Here is an 18,829-nt window from a genome sequence, read left to right as displayed (position 1 = left end):
GATCGAGATACACAAGTGATCGAAAATCTACGCAACATCGCCATCATTGCTCACGTTGACCATGGTAAGACCACCCTGGTAGACAAACTCTTGCGTCAATCCGGCACCCTGGAGCGCAACGAGCTCAACGACGAGCGCGTGATGGACTCCAACGACCAGGAAAAAGAGCGCGGTATTACCATCCTGGCGAAAAACACCGCCATCAACTGGAACGGCTACCACATCAACATCGTGGACACCCCGGGCCACGCCGACTTCGGTGGTGAAGTAGAGCGCGTGATGTCGATGGTCGACTCCGTGCTGCTGCTGGTTGACGCTCAAGACGGCCCTATGCCGCAAACCCGTTTCGTGACCAAGAAGGCTTTCGAAGCCGGCCTGCGTCCGATCGTGGTCATCAACAAGGTTGACCGTCCAGGCGCGCGTCCGGATTGGGTTCTGGACCAGATCTTCGACCTGTTCGACAACCTGGGTGCCACCGAAGAACAGCTGGACTTCAAAGTCGTCTACGCCTCGGCCCTGAACGGTATTGCCGGTCTGGACCACACCGCCATGGCTGAAGACATGACCCCGCTGTACCAGTCGATCGTCGACGACGTACCGGCGCCGAAAGTCGACCGTGACGGTCCGTTCCAGATGCAGATCTCGGCACTGGACTACAACAGCTTCCTGGGTGTGATCGGCGTTGGTCGTATCGCCCGTGGTCGCATCAAGCCGAACACTCCGGTGGTCGCCATCGACGCCGACGGCAAGAAGCGCAACGGTCGTATCCTCAAGCTGATGGGTCACCACGGCCTGCACCGCATCGACGTTGAAGAAGCAGCGGCCGGCGACATCGTCTGCATCAGCGGCTTCGAGCAACTGTTCATCTCCGACACCCTGTGCGACCCACTGAACGTCGAAGCGATGAAGCCGTTGACCGTCGACGAGCCAACCGTTTCCATGACCTTCCAGGTCAACGACTCGCCATTCTGCGGTAAAGAAGGCAAGTTCGTGACCAGCCGTAACATCAAGGAACGCCTGGACAAAGAGCTGCTCTACAACGTTGCCCTGCGCGTTGAAGAAGGCGACTCGGCCGACAAGTTCAAGGTTTCCGGCCGTGGTGAGCTGCACCTCTCGGTACTGATCGAAACCATGCGTCGCGAAGGCTTCGAAATGGGCGTTGGTCGTCCTGAAGTGATCATCCGCATGGTGGATGGCGTCAAGCACGAACCGTACGAAAACGTGACCATCGACCTGCCGGAAGAATCCCAGGGCGCGATCATGGAGCAAATGGGCCTGCGTAAAGGCGACCTGACCAACATGGTTCCGGATGGCAAGGGCCGTGTGCGCCTTGAGTACAACATCCCGGCCCGTGGCCTGATCGGTTTCCGTAACGAGTTCCTGACCCTGACCTCCGGTGGCGGCATCCTGACTTCGATCTTCGATCGTTACGACGTGATGAAGTCCGGCGACATGTCCGGCCGTCAGAACGGCGTCCTGGTATCGGTTGCCACCGGCAAGGCCCTGACCTACTCGCTGGAAACCCTGCAAGCGCGCGGCAAGCTGTTCGTCGAGCACGGCCAGGATATCTACGAAGGTCAAATCGTCGGTCTGAACAGCCGCGACAACGACCTGGGCGTGAACCCGACCAAAGGCAAGAAGCTCGACAACATGCGTGCTTCGGGCAAGGACGAAACCATCGCCCTGGTTCCGCCGGTCAAGTTCACCCTGGAACAAGCGCTGGAGTTCGTGCAGGAAGACGAACTGTGTGAAGTGACGCCTAAGTCGATCCGCCTGCGTAAGAAAATCCTTGGCGAAAGCGAGCGTACCCGCGCTGCCAAGAAAAGCGGCAACTGAGTTTCGACTTAGTTAGCGGCTGAAAAAAACGCCCCTGATTGTGAGATCAGGGGCGTTTTTTATGCTTGGAAGTTATGTGGTGTCTGTCAGGGCCCTATCGCGAGCAAGCTCGCTCCCACAGTTGATTTTCAGCGGATACAGATTTTGTGTCCGACATACATCTACTGTGGGAGCGAGCTTGCTCGCGATGGCGATGGTTCAGGCACCGCTGAACCATCTGTAGATCAGAATTTGTCCAACGTCCGCGGATTGCGCTCGCGCTCCACTTCCTTGGGCTTGTAGGCGCAATACCCCGGCCGCGGTCCAACCCGCGGATGGTTGCGGCAGGTGTCCGGACGTTTCTCGTAAATGGTGCACAACCGGCTCTTGCGGTCCAGATAAAGGCAATCGTTGTTGCTCATGCGCTGGAGCGTGAAGATTTCCGACTTCTGGTTGTAGCGCTCGACGATCCCTTCCTTTTGCAGGCGCTTGGCGATGTTCTTCGGCGGGTCGCCCAGTTCGAACTCATCGACGATACCGATGCGGATCAGGTCCTTGATCTTGACCTCCACCGGCAGCGTGCAGCAGCTCGACACGCAGGAACCGCACATCGGGGCGGAGTACTTGGCCCAGGTATCGAGTCGGTCGATCTCCGCGGCGGCGATCAGGTTGGGCTTCATCATCACGGTTTACCAGCATGCATCAGGGCGCGCGATCATACCGGGACTGGTGAAATTTTGAACGACCATCTGCCGGTTTTTTTTCATCCCGGCAAAAACGCTCCAGGACCGGCACGCCCCCTGCATTCATTCGTCCATATGGCAGTTCCCTGGCGACGATTCTCCGGCGCGGTGGAAAAACCACCGAACCTGCGCCTGTACCGCCTGTCAGACCGACTAGGCTCAGACAATTCCATGCTCGTTCGAGGTCTCATCAATGACTCAAGAACCACTTGTTCGCGAAGCCGAAGTCGCTGCTTTTCGCGATGCTGTGTTGACCAAACTCACTTATGCCGTCGGCAAGGACCCCGATCATGCGTTTGATCACGATTGGTTCGAAGCTATTGCCCTGGCCGCCCGCGACCACATGGTCGAACACTGGATGGACCACACGCGGCAGATCTACCGCAAGGGCCAGAAGCGCGTCTATTACCTCTCCCTGGAATTCCTCATCGGTCGCTTGCTCTACGACAGCCTGAGCAACCTCGGCCTGCTGGACACCGCCCGTGAAGCCCTGACCGAGCTGGGCGTGGACCTGGAGCGCATCCGCCTGCTCGAGCCGGATGCGGCGTTGGGCAACGGTGGCCTTGGCCGCTTGGCGGCGTGCTTCATGGAAAGCATGTCGACCCTGGGCATCGCCGGTCATGGCTACGGGATTCGTTATGAGCACGGCCTGTTCCGCCAAGCGATTGTCGATGGCTGGCAGCAGGAGCAGACCGAGCACTGGCTGGACTTCGGCAACCCTTGGGAGTTCGAGCGCCCGGAAGTGGTCTACCCGATCGGCTTTGGCGGCAGCGTCGAAACCGTGACCGACGACACCGGCAAGACCCGGCAAGTCTGGTCCCCGGGCGAAACCGTGCGAGCCATCGCCTATGACACCCCGGTGGTGGGCTGGCGCGGTGCCAGCGTCAATACCCTGCGCCTATGGCGCGCCCGAGCCGTGGAAGACCTGCACCTGGAGCGCTTCAATGCCGGCGACCACCTGGGCGCGGTAGCGGAGGTGGCCCGGGCTGAAAGTATTTCCCGCGTGCTGTACCCGGCCGACAGCACCGAGGCCGGCCAGGAACTGCGCCTGCGCCAGGAATATTTCTTCGTCGCCGCCTCGTTGCAGGACTTGCTGCGCCGCCATCGCAACATGCACACCTCGGTGCTGACCCTGGGCGATCACGCGGCGATCCAGCTCAACGACACGCACCCGTCCATTGCCGTGGCCGAGCTGATGCGCCAATTGGTGGACGTCTACGACGTGGCCTGGGACGCGGCCTGGCAGATCACCCAGGACACGCTGTCCTACACCAACCACACGCTGCTGCCCGAAGCTCTGGAAACCTGGCCGGTGGGGCTGATGGAGCGCATGTTGCCCCGGCACATGCAGATCATCTACCTGATCAACGCCCAGCATATCGATTCGCTGCGGGCCAAGGGCGTGCACGATTTCGACGTGCTGCGCTCGGTGTCGCTGATCGAAGAGGACAACGGCCGCCGGGTGCGCATGGGTAACCTGGCGTTCCTCGGTTCCCACAGCGTCAACGGTGTGTCCGGATTGCATACCCAACTGATGCGCAGCACGGTGTTCTCCGAGTTGCACAAACTCTATCCGGATCGGATCAACAACAAGACCAACGGCATCACCTTCCGCCGCTGGTTGTTCCAGGCCAACGCCGAATTGACCTCGATGATGGTCGACGCCCTCGGCCCGAGCGTGCTCGACAACCCCGAGGAGCGCCTGATCGAATTGGAACCGTTTGCCGACAAACCGGCGTTTCGCAAGGCGTTCGCCGAGCAGCGGCTGCACAGCAAGAAAGCCCTGGCTTATCTGATCCACGAGCGACTGGGCATCGCCGTCAACCCGGCGGCGATGTTCGACGTGCAGGTCAAGCGGATCCACGAGTACAAGCGCCAGTTGCTCAATCTGATGCACACCGTGGCACTGTATCAGGCGATTCGTGCCGAACCGGAAGTGGATTGGGTGCCGCGGGTGAAGATCTTCGCCGGCAAGGCCGCCGCCAGTTATCACCAGGCCAAGCTGATCATCAAGCTGACCAACGACATCGCCCGGGTGGTGAACAACGACCCGACCGTGCGTGGTTTGCTCAAAGTGGTGTTCCTGCCCAACTACAACGTCAGCCTGGCCGAAAGCATCATCCCGGCGGCGGACTTGTCGGAGCAGATTTCCACGGCCGGTTTCGAAGCGTCGGGCACCAGCAACATGAAGTTCGGCCTCAACGGCGCGCTGACCATCGGCACCATGGACGGCGCCAACGTGGAGATGCATGAGCGTATCGGTGGCGAACACATGTTCATCTTCGGCCTGACCGCCGAGCAGGTGGAGGCGCGCAAGCAAAACGGAGAGTTCAGCGCCGCGCCGGACATCGCCGCGTCCCATCGCCTCAACGATGTGTTGCAGGCGATTCGTGGCGGGGTGTTCTCGCCGGATGATCCGATGCGCTACGCCGGGCTTGTGGATTCGTTGGTGGACTACGACCGCTTCCTGGTGTGCGCCGACTTCGACTCGTACTGGAACGCCCAGGCCAAGGTCGAAGAGCGTTGGCACGACTCCAAGCAGTGGTGGCGTTCGGCGGTACTGAATACCGCGCGCATGGGCTGGTTCTCCTCGGACCGGACCATCCGTGAATACGCCACCGACATCTGGAAAGCCCTGGAGTAGCATTTGCTGTAAGAAATGTGAGCGAAGCCCAACGGCGGTTGGGCTTCGTCGATATACTAGGCGCCAGTTTCGCCGGGTTGTGTGGCCGGGCTCAGTACTGAAAATACCAAATCCCATGTGGGAGCGAGCTTGCTCGCGATAGCGGCATGTCAGGCAGTATCAATGTCGCCTGATACACCGCTATCGCGAGCAAGCTCGCTCCCACAGGGTTTGGGGGTTTCCACTAGACTGATCCAGGCACCGCATCACCCCGGTTACGCCCGCAACGGGCCGCTTAGGGATATCGACCATGCAATGGATCTTGACGCTGTTGGGCCTGGCACTCGGCTGGGTGGTGGACGAGTCGTTCGCCGATGCGCTGATTGGCGCACTGGTGGGGCTTGGCGTCGCCCAGTCGTTTCGATTGGCGCGTCTGGGTATTCAGGCGGCCAAGCAACAGATCTTGTTGCAAGAAGCCCAGCAGAGCGTGCTCACGCTGGAAGCCCGTCTGGCGGTTCTCGAGCGCGGTCAGGTGGCCGAACCGCCTGATCCGGCGCCAGCGCCCGAGATTGTAGTGCCCCAGGCCGCGCAGCCTGCAACGCGCACCGAACCGCAGCTCGTCTGGGAATTGCCGGCAGACCTCGAGCCCGTTCCCGCGATGGCCGTCGAGGCCAGCCAGCCGTTGCCCGATGACGTTTGGAAACCCGCGCCAGCCACGTCCAGTCGGCGTGCCGATCGCGACTTTGCCCCGTTGCCCCTGGAACCGATGGTTGCGGAGCCGGCGGCCCCACGTGGCCCGAATCTGTTCGACCGCGCCGTGATGGGCGCGCGCAACTGGCTGTTCGGCGGCAACACCGTGCTGAGAGTCGGCGTGGTGCTGTTGTTCCTCGGCCTGGCGTTCCTGCTGCGCTATGCCACCGAAGGCATGGTGGTGCCGATCGAGTTGCGTTACGCCGGCGTCGCGGCCAGCGCCTTGGGCCTGCTGGGCCTGGGTTGGTGGCTGCGCAACCGCAACAGTAATTATGCGTTGATGCTCCAGGGTACCGGGATCGCCGTGTTGTACCTGACCGTGTTCGCCGCCATGCGCCTGCATCCATTGCTCGATTCCAAGGCCGCCCTGGGCTTGCTGGTAGCGGTGACGGTGTTCTCGGCGATCCTGGCGGTGACCCAGAATGCCCTCGGCCTGGCTGCTGCGGCGGCACTGGGCGGGTTCGCCGCACCGATCCTGACCTCCACCGGCAGCGGCAACCACGTCGCGCTGTTCAGCTATTTCATCCTGCTCAATGCCGGCATCCTCGCGATTGCCTGGTTCAAGGCCTGGCGCCTGCTCAACCTGATCGGTTTTGTCGGCACCTTCGGCATCGGTTTCGCCTGGGGCCTGCGTTCCTATACGCCGGAGCTGCTCTGGAGCACCGAGCCGTTCCTGATTCTGTTCTTCCTCATTTACCTGGCGATCGGCTTGCTGTTCACCCGCCGCAAGCTGTTGGAAATGGGCGATGCTCCCGAGGACGGCAGCCGCGAGGCGCTGCTGCGCTGGTCGGCGCGCAAGGGCGATTACGTGGACGGCAGCATGCTGTTCGGTCCTCCGTTGGTGGGCTTCGGCTTGCAGTTCGCGTTGGTGCAGCACCTGGAGTTCGCCGCCGCCTTCAGCGCCCTGGCCCTGGGCATGATCTACATGGGCCTGGCGCGGCTATTGATGGGCGGCCGCGCCCTGCTGTTGGCGGAAACCTGCCTGGCCCTGGGGGTGATTTTTGCCAGCCTGGCGATCCCCTTGGGGCTCGACGCCCGTTGGACCGCGGCGGCCTGGGCCGTGGAGGGCGCGGGGATCTTCTGGCTGGGCCTGCGCCAGCAACGTCCATTCGCCCGGGCCTTTGCCTTGCTGCTGCAATTGGGCTCGGCAGTGGCGTTCATCAGCGAGTTGCGCAGCGGCGACGGTAGCCTGCTCGATGGTTCACCGCTGGGAGCGTTGATGCTCGGCGGCGCCTTGCTGTTCACCTTCTACCAACTGCACAAGGCTGAGCCTGAGCACTGCGCACATTGGGAGCGCCAAGGCCAGCCGGTGCTGGCTGTGCTGGGGTTGAGTTTCCTCTATCTGCTGGCACCGCTGTTCTTCCTCACCCACGGCACCGCCATCGCCTGGGCCCTGGCCGGTTTGGCGACGCTGTTCGTTGGCTTGCGCCTGCAATCGCGCAGCTTCCTGTTCACGGCGTTCGCGGTGCAATTGCTCGGCGGTGCGCTATTCCTGTTGCGCTTGCAAGGCGCCGAAGGCGATTCGGCGGCGGTGTTCAGCGCGGGCTGGAGCGGTTTGCTCAGTGCTTCGCTGATCGGCCTGGCGTTGATCGGCGGCATGTTGCTGGCGGCGCGCGACGACATGGTGCGCAACGATGTCCGGTTGCTGCGCGGCTTGTCGGTGGTGTTGTTGGCGGGGCTGGTGCTGATCAACCTCGCGGTGCTGTTCGTCCTGCCGTGGCAAACGGCGAGCGGTGTATGGGCGGCCAGCGGCCTCTTGATCATCTGGCTGAGCCTGTACCTGAAACAACGCGTGAGCTTTGTCTTCGGCCTGCTGTTGCAACTGCTGGGCGGTGCGGCGTTCCTGACGGCGGGGCCGACGCTGCTGGGGCCGCTCAATGCCGAAGATCTGCGGCCCCTGGCCCATAACGGCTTCTGGACGCCGCTGGTGCTGGGGTTGGCGGCGCTGGTGGGCGCATGGCGCCTGCAACGGGCGCACGCGGCGCAGGAACTGGAGGCCTTGAGCTTGCAGCGCCTGTCCGAACTGTTGCTGGTCTGGGGGGCGGGTTGGTGGGCGTTGGCGTGGGTCAGCGAAGTGCTGCGCTTTGCCCCGGCGAACCTGCAAGGCAGTTGGCTGCTGATGGTCGCGGCGATCAGTGTGGCGGTGTGGACGGTCTTGGCGCTGCGGTTGAAATGGCCGGCGCTGGGGTTGCTGTGCACGTTGTTGATTCCGGCGGCGGGCTGTGTGCTGGTGGCAACGGGGCACAGCTACTATCACCCGGCCGCGAATTTCGGCTGGCTGGCCTGGCTGGCGGTATTCGGCGTGCATTTCCTCTCCCTCAAGCACTTGGCGCCGACGCTGCCGGCCCAGGCGCGCAGTACGGCCCACGTGCTCGGTTGCTGGTTGCTGATGGCGGTGTTGATGCTGGAATTGCGTTACGGCCTGCTGTTGCTGTCCGAGCAGTACAACGCCTGGCGCTGGTTGGCCTGGGCGATCCTGCCGAGCCTGTACCTGGTGCTGATGGCAGCGCCGCGTGCCTGGCCATGGCCGGTTTCGGCACAGCCCCGGGAATACCGTGTCTATGCGGCGGCACCCATGGCACTGCTGATGCTCGGTTGGTTCTGGCTGACCAACACCTTCAGCGATGGCACCGCCGAGCCACTGCCTTACGTGCCGTTGCTCAACCCCTTGGAGCTGGGCCTGCTGTTCGCCTTGTTCGGTGTCTATGTGTGGGCCCGCAACGCCGTGGCGCAATCGACGAGCCGATGGAGTCGCGTTGGACACATCGCCCAATTGATCGCCGGTGTGTCGCTGTTCGCGTTCTTCACCGCCCTGGTGATGCGCACTGCCCACCAGTGGATGGGGGTGCCGTTCGAGCTGGATGCGCTACTTGAATCCATGTTCGTGCAGGCCGGCTTGTCCATTGTCTGGACCCTGATCGCCCTGGGCCTGATGATCGGTGGGCATCTGCGCCATCGCCGTGAAGTGTGGCTGATCGGTGCGGCGTTGATCGCCGTGGTCGTGGCCAAGCTGTTCTTTGTCGAATTGAGTAACCGTGGCGGTCTGGCGCGGATTGTTTCGTTTATCGGCGTAGGCGTGTTGCTGCTGGTCGTGGGCTATTTTGCGCCGCTGCCGCCCAAGCGCCCGGAGACGGTCGCCCAGGATGAGCCGCCTATGCCTGTCAGTGAGGGAGTGTCATCTTGAGTCGCAAGTTGAATCGGATCGGGCTGGGCGTGGTCGGATTGTGGGTGGCGTTGTCGGCTACGGCCCAGGAACAACCGGCGGATTTCGCCCATCAGGTGCCGTTGGCTTTGAGCGGCGAAGGGCCGTGGTATCGCCTCGCGTTGCCACTGGACGTTCAGCTGCAAGCGCGGCAGACCGACCTGAGCGACCTGCGGGTCTTCAACGCGGCCGGGCAGGCCCAGGCTTACGCGTTGGTGCGCGAGTCGGCCCAGAGCCGGGAAAACCGTACCCTCACCGACGTGAAGTGGTTCCCGCTGTACAACGCCGCCGATGACAACGAGCGCGCGCCCAGTGTGCGAGTGCAATCGAATGCCAACGGCACACTGGTGGAAGTCCAACCCTCCAGCCGGCTCGAAGCAGGGGAAGAGGAGTTGCGTGGCTGGTTGCTGGATGCCAGCGCGATCAAGGCGCCGCTGCAGCAGTTGATTCTCGACTGGACCAGCGAACGCGATGGCTTCCAGCGGTTCACCATCGAGGCCAGTGACGACTTGCAGCACTGGCAGTCATGGGGCGAAGGCCAGGTGGCGCGTCTGACCTTTGCCGATGAGCGGGTCGAGCAGCATGAAGTGAGCCTGCCGGGGCAGCCGGCACGTTACCTGCGGCTGTTGTGGGATTCGCCGTCCTCCGCGCCGGTGCTGACCTCGGCCCAGTTGCAAAGCGCCAGCCGCGAAAACCTGCCGTTGCCGCTGGCCTGGTCCAAGCCTTTGGCTGGCAGCACCACGAAGGCCGGTGAATACACCTGGCAGTTGCCCATGGGGCTGAACATCGAGCAAGTGCAGGTCGAACTGAGCCAGGCCAACAGCCTGGCACCGGTAACGCTGGCCGGGCGCCGGGAAAGCAGCCAGCCGTGGCAGCCGTTGGGCAGTGGTTTGCTCTATCGCCTGACCCAGAACGGCCAGGATGTGCTGCAAAACCAATTGCAACTGTCCGGCCAGACCGTTCAGCAATTGAAACTGACGGTGGATGAGCGTGGTGGTGGTCTGGGGAGCGAAGCCCCGGCCCTGCGCTTTGCCGTGCGCCCGACCCAGGTGGTGTTCCTGGCGCGCGGCGAAGGGCCCTACAGTCTGGCGCTCGGCAGCGCGACGGTCAAAGCGGCGAACTTGCCATTGAGCACGCTGGTGCCCGATTACAAGCCGTCACGCCTGGCGACGCTGGGCACTGCGACGGTGAACGGGTTGGCAACCACCTCGACACCGGCTAGCGCCGCCACCCCCGCGACCGACGATACCAACTGGAAGAAAATCGGCCTGTGGGCGGTGTTGTTGCTCAGTGTGCTGTTCCTCGCGGCGATGGCGTTCAGCCTGTTGCGCAAGCCGCCGGTCAAGAATTGAGGTGTGCTCATCGCGAGCAAGCTCGCTCCCACAATAGACCGCGTTCGTCGAAACAGCTCGGTCAACTGTGGGAGCGAGCTTGCTCGCGATGGCGTCCTCCCAATCAACAGAAATACCCAAGCGAGGCCCCACCCCGTGAACTCAATCCTCCATATCCCGTCTCATAGGAGGAATTAAGTCCCGACTCGCGCTAAACTGCGCTGGTTTTTCCGCCCCCTATTCTTCGGAGCCGTCCATGTCCCGCGTTACCTTGAGTCGCTATTTGATTGAGCAGACCCGCAGCAACAATACCCCTGCCGATCTGCGCTTTTTGATCGAAGTGGTGGCGCGTGCGTGCAAGGAGATCAGCCACGCCGTCTCCAAAGGCGCGCTGGGTGGTGTCCTGGGCAGCATGGGCACCGAAAACGTGCAGGGCGAAGTGCAGAAGAAGCTCGACGTGCTGTCCAACGAAATCCTGCTCGAAGCCAACGAGTGGGGCGGTCACTTGGCCGGCATGGCGTCCGAGGAAATGGACAATGCCTACCAGATCCCGGGCAAATACCCCAAAGGTGCCTACCTGCTGGTGTTCGACCCGCTGGACGGTTCGTCGAACATCGACATCAACGCGCCGGTCGGCACCATCTTCTCGGTACTGCGCTGCCCGAACGAGTACCTGAGCCAGAACGAAGCCCTGAATGAAAAGGCCTTCTTGCAGCCAGGCACCGAGCAGGTCGCCGCCGGTTATGCCATCTACGGCCCTCAGACCATGCTGGTGCTGACCCTGGGCGACGGCGTCAAAGGCTTCACCCTGGACCGCGAGATGGGCAGCTTCGTCCTGACCCACGAAGACATCACCATTCCTGAAACCACCCAGGAATTCGCCATCAACATGTCCAACCAGCGTCACTGGGAAGCCCCGGTAAAACGCTACGTCGAAGAATTGCTGGCGGGCGAAGAAGGCCCGCTGAAGAAGAACTACAACATGCGCTGGGTCGCTGCGATGGTTGCCGACGTGCACCGGATCCTGACCCGTGGCGGCCTGTTCATGTACCCGCGCGACAGCCGCGAGCCGTCCAAGCCGGGCAAGCTGCGCCTGATGTACGAAGCCAACCCGATGTCGTTCCTGGTGGAGCAGGCAGGCGGCGCTTCCACCGACGGTCACCAACGCATCCTCGATATCAAGCCTGAAGGCCTGCACCAGCGCGTGGCGGTGTTCCTTGGTTCGAAAGAAGAAGTGGCGCGCGCCACGGCCTATCACAAGGAGTAATCATGGCCGAGCCCTGGCAGGCGTTGCTCGATTGGTGGTTTGGTTCAGCCGAAACACCGGACGAAATAGCCGCTGACAAGGGCAAGCTGTGGTTTGGCAAAGGCCATGATCGCCAGGCGCGAGAGCGCTTCGGCGATCAGGTCGAGCAGGCACTGGCCGGCGGATTGACCGAGTGGGCGCAACGCCCGGAAGGTTGGCTGGCCCTGGTGCTGCTACTCGACCAACTCCCGCGAATGATCTTTCGCAACACCCCTAAAAGCTTTTCCGGCGACCTGCGTGCCCAAGCGCTGGTAGCCCAGGGCCTGGCGGCGGGGTTCGACGGGCAACTCAAACCGATCCAGCGGGTATTCATCTACCTCGTACTCGAACACTGCGAAAACCTCGCGGTGCAGAACGAAGCCGTGTCGCGGTTTATCGACCTGGTCCGAGAGCAGCCTGAGGCGCAGCGGGCGGTGTTTGAAGACAACCTGGATTATGCCGAACGGCATCAGAAGATCATTGCCCGGTTTGGCCGGTTTCCTCATCGCAATGCGGTGTTGGGGCGCGAGTCCACGGCTGATGAGCTGGAGTTTTTGAGCAGGCCTGGGTCCAGGTTCTGAGTTTTCTGCGCGTCTGATGCCGCTATCGCGAGCAAGCTCGCTCCCACAGTTGACCGAGTTCCGTCAGGGAAATCTGATCAACTGTGGGAGCGAGCTTGCTCGCGATGGGGCCCCTTCCAGGCGCTAGATCCGGAAACTGCCCACCAACTGCTTCAACCGCGCCGCCTGCTGCTCAAGGTCGGCACAGGCGCGCAAGGTGGCTTGCAGGTTTTCCACGCCTTCCTGGTTAAGGGTATTGATCTCGGTGATGTCGACGTTGATCGACTCCACCACGGCGGTCTGTTCTTCGGTGGCGGTCGCCACGGACTGGTTCATGCCGTCGATTTCACCGATACGCTGGGTCACGCTGCCCAGTCGTTCGCCGGCCTGGTTGGCGATGCCGACGCTGCTTTCGCTCTGGCGCTGGCTGTCGGTCATGGTCAGTACCGCTTCCCGTGCGCCGACTTGCAGTTCTTCGATCATCTTCTGCACTTGCTGCGCCGAATCCTGGGTGCGGTGGGCCAGGTTGCGCACTTCATCGGCCACCACCGCGAAGCCGCGCCCGGCTTCACCGGCCCGGGCTGCTTCGATGGCGGCGTTGAGGGCGAGCAGGTTGGTCTGCTGGGAAATGCTGGTGATCACCTCAAGAATCTGGCCGATGTTCACCGTGTTGCTGTTCAGGGTTTCGATGTTGCCACACGAATCGCTGATCTTGGCCGACAACTGCTGCATGGCCGCGATGGTTTTATCCACCACTTGCTGACCGTCTTCGGCCAGGCTGCGGGCATCGCTGGAATGTTGCGAGGCGAGGGCGGCGTTCTGGGCGATTTCCTGGGCGGCGGCGCCAAGCTGGTTGATGGCCGCGGCCACGCTGCTGGTGCGCGATGCCTGCTGGTCGGAGTTGAACATCGACGAGTTGGACGCACTGACCACGCGCAAGGCGACTTCGTTGACCTGTCCGGTGGCTGAGGCCACTTCGCGGATCGAGGTGTGAATGCGCTCGACAAAACGGTTGAACGACGTGCCCAGTGCGCCGAATTCGTCCTGGCCGTGGATGACCAGGCGGCGGGTCAGGTCGCCTTCGCCTTCGGCGATGTCATGCATGGCACGGCCCATGGTCAGCAGCGGCTGCATCAGCACGCGGATCAACATGCCCAGCAGGGCGATGATGAACACCACGGCGATGACCATGGCGATCAGTGCCGATGTACGGAACTCACTGAGCATCGCCAGCGCGGTGTCCTTGTCGAGCACCAGCGCCACGTACCAATCGGCGCCCGGCACGCCGTTGACGCGGGTGAAGGAGATGAATTGGGTCTTGCCGTCGAGATCGACTTCCTTCACGCCCGGGCTGATTTGCGGTGCGCCGTTGGGGTAGGCCTCGGCCAAGGTCTTGAGCACGCGCTTGCTGTCGGGGTGGATCAGGATCTTGCCGTCGGCGCTGACGATGAACGCGTGGCCGTGGCCGCCGAAGTTCAGCGAGTTGATGATGGCGCTGACGCTGGACAGGTCGATGTCCGCACCGGCCACGCCGATCATCTGGTTCTGGCGCTGTACCGGTGTGGCGACGGTGATCACCAGCTTGCCCGACGAGGCGGCGATGTAGGGCTCGGTGACAATGGTTTGCTGTGCGCTGTTGGCGGCCTTGTACCAGCCACGGGCGCGCGGGTCGTAGTCGGCGGCGCGATTGCCGGCCGGTACCGAGAACATCACGCCGTCGGTGCCGCCGAAATAGCTGAGCTGGAAGTTGCCGGTGTAGGCCGGCAGGCCCACGGCGCGCTTGAGGCTGTCGGCACTGCTGCCGTCCACGGCGATCTGCTGGGCCAGCGATTGCAGCAATTGGATACGGCCGTCGACCCACGTCTGGATGTTGCGGCTGGTCAGGCTGCCGAGCTCCTGCATGGAGGTCTCGGTGCTGGCGTGCAGGCTCTGGCGTTGACGATAGTCGTTGAACAGGATGAAACAGGCGAATGCAACGGCCACCACGAGGGCGGCAGCCAGCAGGATTTTATGGCTGAATTTCATGTTTCTGGTCATTAATAACACTACCGCGGAGGGACGGGTCAGGAAGGGCTGTCAATTTGCCATAGCGCAGGGTTTTGCGCTGTTACTTTTTATCGGCGCAGAAGCCCGGCCCATCAGGCGTCAGGGCGTCAATCCCGACGAAAGGTACGACGGCGTCACAAACCGGTTGATTCACCGATGAAACACCTCTGCACGGCCAATAAATACTGGGGACGTCAGGGAACCAGATAAGGGTTTTCTCTTCTAAGGATCAGGTTGGCACCCTGCCACCTCCCTTCCGTTCCAGGAGTTTCACCATGTCGCTGCGATCTATCGCTCTGCTGTTTATGTGCGTCGTGTTGACCGCATGCAGCAAGGTCAACCAGGAAAACTATTCGAAACTGTCGGCGGGTATGCCCAAGGCCGAAGTCGAAACGTTGCTGGGGAAACCGACCGATTGCTCAGGCGCCCTCGGCATGTCCAGCTGCACCTGGGGCGACCAGAAAAGCTTTATCAGCGTGCAGTACGCCGGTGACAAAGTGTTGATGTTTTCCGGCCAAGGCCTGAAGTAAACCGAGGCCAGAGGCCTGCGGGAGAAAAATAATGATGCGGTTAGTTTTTGTGCTTTTGGCTGGCCTGGTTTTGGCTGGCTGTGCCACTTCTGGCGAAGATCCGCTGGCACCCAAGACGGTCAACAGCGTCAATCTCAAGCGTTACCAAGGGACCTGGTATGAGTTGGCCCGCCTGCCCATGTATTTCCAGCGCAATTGCGCGCAATCGGAAGCTCACTACACCCTCAAGCCAGACGGCAATGTGGGTGTGCTCAATCGCTGCCTGACCTCGGACTGGCAGTGGGAGGAAGCCAAGGGTACCGCCACGCCGCAGGTGCCGGGCAAGACCGACAAGCTCTGGGTCGAGTTCGATAACTGGTTTTCACGGATCGTGCCGGGCGTGGCGAAAGGGCAGTACTGGGTGCTGTACGTCAGTGATGACTACAAGACCGCTATCGTCGGCGACCCGAGCCGCCGCTACATGTGGCTGCTGTCCCGCACACCGACCGTCAATAGCGTCGTGCGCGAGGAACTGCTGAGCAAGGCGCGCCAGCAGGGTTATGACACGACACGACTGATCTGGCGCGCCTCGGATCGGCAGATGGCCAAGACCTCGGACTGACGGTCACCCGAAAACCAGTGTGGGAGCGAGCTTGCTCGCGATGACGGATTTCCAGTCAACATTTGCGTTGAGTGTGAAGGCCTCATCGCGAGCAAGCTCGCTCCCACAGTGGTATTCCCACATTGATTTTTTGCGATCAGCCCAGGAGTTCGCGCAATACCTGGGTAAACGCCCGGGCGCTTTCCTCTTCGCCGGCATGACGCCCATCGCGCACAACCCACTGTCCACCGACCATCACATCGCGCACCTGGCGATCGCCGCCGGCAAACAACCAGCGATTGAGGATCCCGTCGCTCTGGGCGGTGGCCAGGTATGGGTCGTTGCCATCGAGCACCAGCCAGTCGGCGCGCTTGCCGATGTCGAGGGCGCCGACCGGTTGTCCCAGGGCCTGGGCGCCGCCTTCCAATGCCGCGTCAAACAAGGTGCGGCCAACTATCGGCTGATCCGTCCGGTATAAGCGGTTGCGCCGTTGATCACGCAGGCGCTGGCCATATTCCAGCCAACGCAATTCTTCGACCACGCTCAACGACACATGACTGTCGGAGCCGATCCCCAGGCGTCCGCCCTGGGCGAGGAAATCCACGGCCGGGAAAATCCCGTCCCCCAGGTTGGCTTCGGTGGTCAGGCACAGACCGGCAATCGCCCGGCTCTTGGCCATGAGGCTGACTTCCTGGGCGTTGGCATGGGTGGCATGGACCAGGCACCAGCGCTGGTCGACCTCGGTGTTTTCGTACAGCCATTGCAACGGGCGGGCGCCGCTCCAGCTCAGGCAGTCGTCGACTTCCTTCTGTTGCTCGGCGATGTGGATGTGCACCGGGCAATCACGGTCGCTGGCGGCCAGCACGTCCTGGATCTGCCCGGGCGTCACAGCGCGCAACGAGTGGAAACACAGGCCCAGTGCCTGGGACGGTTGCCCGGCCAGGATCGGCTGCAAGCGCGACTGAAGCTTCAAGTAGTTTTCAGTGCTGTTGATGAACCGGCGCTGCCCGTCATTGGGCGCCTGGCCGCCAAAACCGGAATGGCTGTAGAGCACCGGCAGCAGTGTCAGGCCGATGCCAGCGGCGCTGGCGGCGTGGCTGATGCGCAGGGCCAGCTCCGCCGGGTCGGCGTAGGGCGCGCCGTCGGTGTCATGGTGCACGTAATGGAATTCGGCGACCGAGGTGTAGCCGGCCTTGAGCATTTCGATGTACAGCTGGCGGGCGATGATCCCGAGTTGCTCGGGGCTGATTTTTCCGACGAGGCGATACATCAAGTCGCGCCAGGTCCAGAAACTGTCGTTGGGGTTGCCCGCCACTTCCGCCAGCCCGGCCATCGCCCGTTGAAAGGCATGGGAGTGCAGGTTCGGCATGCCCGGCAACAGCGGGCCGCCCAGCCGTTCGGCGCCGTCTGCGTGGGAACCGGCCTGGATATGGGTCAGGACGCCCTCGGCATCGACCTCAAGACGTACATCGTGGGCCCATCCACTAGGCAGCAGCGCGCGTTCGGCAAAGAAGGCGGACATGGTTCAACCTCATCGTGCGTAATTTGTATATACATATACAGACGTTTGCCTGGCCGGTAAACTCCGGCAAGCTAGCAACCTTATCCGCAGAACAGGGAACCGCCGTGCCGACTCCGCCTGCCAAACCGCCGCTGGCCGCACACATGGGTGACAGTCCGGCGCCCTTGTACGCCCGCGTCAAACAGATGATCACCCAGCAGATCGACAGTGGAAACTGGCCGCCGCATTACCGCGTGCCGTCGGAAAGCGAGCTGGTCAGCCAGTTGGGCTTCAGTCGCATGACCATCAACCGTGCCCTGCGGGAAATGACCGCCGACGGCCTGTTGGTGCGCATGCAGGGGGTGGGCACGTTCGTGGCCGAGCCCAAGAGCCAATCCGCGTTGTTCGAAGTGCACAACATTGCCGACGAAATCGCCTCCCGTGGTCATCGCCACACCTGCAAGGTGATCACCCTGGAAGAAGAGGCGGCCGGTTCCGAGCGAGCCCTGGCCCTGGACATGCGTGAAGGCCAGAAGGTGTTCCATTCGCTGATCGTGCATTTCGAGAATGACATCCCCGTGCAAATCGAAGACCGTTTTGTCAACGCACTGGTGGCGCCAGACTACCTCAAGCAGGATTTCACCGTGCAGACCCCTTACGCCTACCTGAACCAGGTTGCGCCACTGACCGAAGGCGAGCACGTGGTGGAAGCGATCCTGGCCGAGCCGAGCGAATGCAAGCTGCTGCAGATCGAGCGAGGTGAGCCGTGCCTGTTGATCCGCCGTCGTACCTGGTCCGGACGCCAACCGGTGACCGCCGCACGCCTGATCCATCCGGGCTCCCGCCACAGCCTGGAAGGGCGCTTTCATAAATGAGCCAGTTGAAGGTTTTACGCGCAGCAGATTACCCCCGCATGCCGTGGAAAAACGGCGGTGGCAGCACCGAGGAAATCACCCGCGATGCCGGTGCCGGCCTGGAAGGTTTTGGCTGGCGCCTGTCGATTGCCGATATTGGTGAGTCGGGTGGGTTTTCCACATTCGCCGGTTTCGAGCGGATCATCAGCGTCTTGCAAGGTGATGGCATGACGTTGAGCGTCGATGGCCAGGCCACGCGGGCTTTGCATCCGCTGGACCCTTTTGCGTTCAGCGGCGAGAGCCATGTCCATTGCACGCTGCTGGGCGGGCCGATTCGCGACTTCAACCTGATCTACGCGCCACAACGTTACCGCGTGCGGTTGCAGTGGTTGGGCGGCCAGCAGCGGTTTTTCAGCGAGGCGGGGACGGTGTTGGTGTTCAGTGCCGCCCCGGGATTGGCCATCAAGATCGCTGAATCTGCCGTGGATTTGGGACTCTACGACTGCTTGCAACTGAGCGGTAACACCGGGCTGGTGGATGTATCCACCCACGGTCAATGCTGCGTGATCGAGCTGACGGCCCGCTAATTTCAGCTTCTTGAGTACCCTGTGGAAGCAAGGCTTGCCCGCGATGAAGGCGATGCGGTCTGCCAGAAAATCGAGTCGCCTGCGTCGCGGGCAAGCCTTGCTCCCACAGATAAATCCCCTCTCCACAAGGTGCCTGCCTACTGTTTCTTCTGCGCACTAACTTGTTACCGAATGCCCCAGCGTGGCGCAATACCACGCTTTCTTGTCCCTCTGATCTCCCCCTTAAAAGCCCTCTTAAAAAATTTCATACGGCTCGGTAACCCTTCAACTACAGGGCTTTCAGCCAATTCCCCAGCCGTTCCTAAGCATCACCTCCAACAAGTTGGCCGCTTGATTGCATATGCTTGTACATACAAGTAAAGACGTATGCGTATGAGTCACCGATATTCAACGCAACGTTCGCAAAATCGCTGCCCACTGCC

At 61.9% G+C, this 18,829-nt stretch carries 13 protein-coding genes; 10 read left to right on the top strand and 3 right to left on the bottom strand.

What is annotated here, in order from left to right:
- Positions 1-15 precede the first annotated feature (15 nt).
- The gene (gene typA, locus AB4N80_RS03320) at positions 16-1,836 is read left to right on the top strand and encodes a translational GTPase TypA (RefSeq protein WP_003186725.1); all 1,821 of its coding nucleotides are present in this window, start codon (positions 16-18) and stop codon (positions 1,834-1,836) included.
- 224 nt (positions 1,837-2,060) lie between these two features.
- On the opposite strand, the gene AB4N80_RS03315 is transcribed toward typA, so the two are convergent.
- Positions 2,061-2,498, bottom strand: a complete 438-nt coding sequence (locus AB4N80_RS03315; RefSeq protein WP_003196865.1) for a YkgJ family cysteine cluster protein — start codon at positions 2,496-2,498, stop codon at positions 2,061-2,063.
- A 253-nt stretch (positions 2,499-2,751) separates the two neighbouring features.
- Between AB4N80_RS03315 and AB4N80_RS03310 the strand changes: the two genes are divergently transcribed.
- The 5 genes from AB4N80_RS03310 (at position 2,752) to AB4N80_RS03290 (ending at position 12,330) form a co-directional block, all read left to right on the top strand.
- A complete protein-coding gene (locus tag AB4N80_RS03310) occupies positions 2,752-5,202 on the top strand; it encodes a glycogen/starch/alpha-glucan phosphorylase (protein WP_122565259.1) in 2,451 nt (816 codons plus the stop codon).
- Between the two features lie 289 nt (positions 5,203-5,491).
- On the top strand, positions 5,492-9,115 hold the full coding sequence (locus AB4N80_RS03305) for a DUF2339 domain-containing protein (RefSeq protein ID WP_460080677.1): 3,624 nt from the start codon (positions 5,492-5,494) through the stop codon (positions 9,113-9,115).
- Entirely contained in the window at positions 9,112-10,485 is a 1,374-nt protein-coding gene (locus AB4N80_RS03300) for a DUF3999 domain-containing protein (RefSeq protein ID WP_305469309.1), read from the top strand. The genes AB4N80_RS03305 and AB4N80_RS03300 overlap by 4 nt, the downstream gene beginning before the upstream one ends.
- Before the next feature lie 235 nt (positions 10,486-10,720).
- The gene (locus tag AB4N80_RS03295; protein ID WP_018607993.1) at positions 10,721-11,731 is read left to right on the top strand and encodes a class 1 fructose-bisphosphatase; all 1,011 of its coding nucleotides are present in this window, start codon (positions 10,721-10,723) and stop codon (positions 11,729-11,731) included.
- Positions 11,732-11,733: 2 nt separating this feature from the next.
- Positions 11,734-12,330: a DUF924 family protein gene (locus AB4N80_RS03290; RefSeq protein WP_122565262.1), complete on the top strand. Its 597-nt coding sequence runs from the start codon at positions 11,734-11,736 to the stop codon at positions 12,328-12,330.
- Positions 12,331-12,453: 123 nt separating this feature from the next.
- Here the strand turns inward: AB4N80_RS03290 and AB4N80_RS03285 are convergent, their stop codons facing one another.
- Positions 12,454-14,346 (bottom strand): methyl-accepting chemotaxis protein, encoded by a 1,893-nt coding sequence (locus AB4N80_RS03285; RefSeq protein ID WP_305469312.1) that lies wholly within the window; start codon positions 14,344-14,346, stop codon positions 12,454-12,456.
- 284 nt (positions 14,347-14,630) lie between these two features.
- On the opposite strand from AB4N80_RS03285, the gene AB4N80_RS03280 reads away from it, so the two are divergent.
- Both AB4N80_RS03280 and AB4N80_RS03275 read left to right on the top strand, forming a co-directional pair.
- Positions 14,631-14,885, top strand: coding sequence for a hypothetical protein (locus tag AB4N80_RS03280; protein ID WP_003186715.1), 255 nt, complete (start codon positions 14,631-14,633; stop codon positions 14,883-14,885).
- 31 nt (positions 14,886-14,916) lie between these two features.
- Complete coding sequence (locus AB4N80_RS03275; protein WP_122565265.1) at positions 14,917-15,486, top strand: lipocalin family protein; 570 nt, start codon at positions 14,917-14,919, stop codon at positions 15,484-15,486.
- Between the two features lie 136 nt (positions 15,487-15,622).
- Here AB4N80_RS03275 and AB4N80_RS03270 read toward each other — a convergent pair whose 3' ends face one another.
- A complete protein-coding gene (locus AB4N80_RS03270) occupies positions 15,623-16,987 on the bottom strand; it encodes a formimidoylglutamate deiminase (RefSeq protein WP_460080670.1) in 1,365 nt (454 codons plus the stop codon).
- 143 nt (positions 16,988-17,130) lie between these two features.
- Here AB4N80_RS03270 and hutC point away from each other — a divergent pair, with 143 nt between their 5' ends.
- Positions 17,131-17,841 carry a histidine utilization repressor gene (gene hutC, locus AB4N80_RS03265; protein WP_170845945.1) on the top strand — a complete coding sequence of 237 codons (711 nt, stop codon included), beginning with the start codon at positions 17,131-17,133 and terminating at the stop codon, positions 17,839-17,841.
- On the top strand, positions 17,838-18,407 hold the full coding sequence (locus AB4N80_RS03260) for a HutD/Ves family protein (RefSeq protein WP_122565268.1): 570 nt from the start codon (positions 17,838-17,840) through the stop codon (positions 18,405-18,407). The genes hutC and AB4N80_RS03260 overlap by 4 nt, the downstream gene beginning before the upstream one ends.
- Positions 18,408-18,829 lie beyond the last annotated feature (422 nt).

The organism is Pseudomonas sp. H3_A02, from assembly GCF_054671965.1.
Note: the sequence above shows the minus strand (reverse complement) of the source record. Positions and strands in the feature narration are given on the sequence as shown.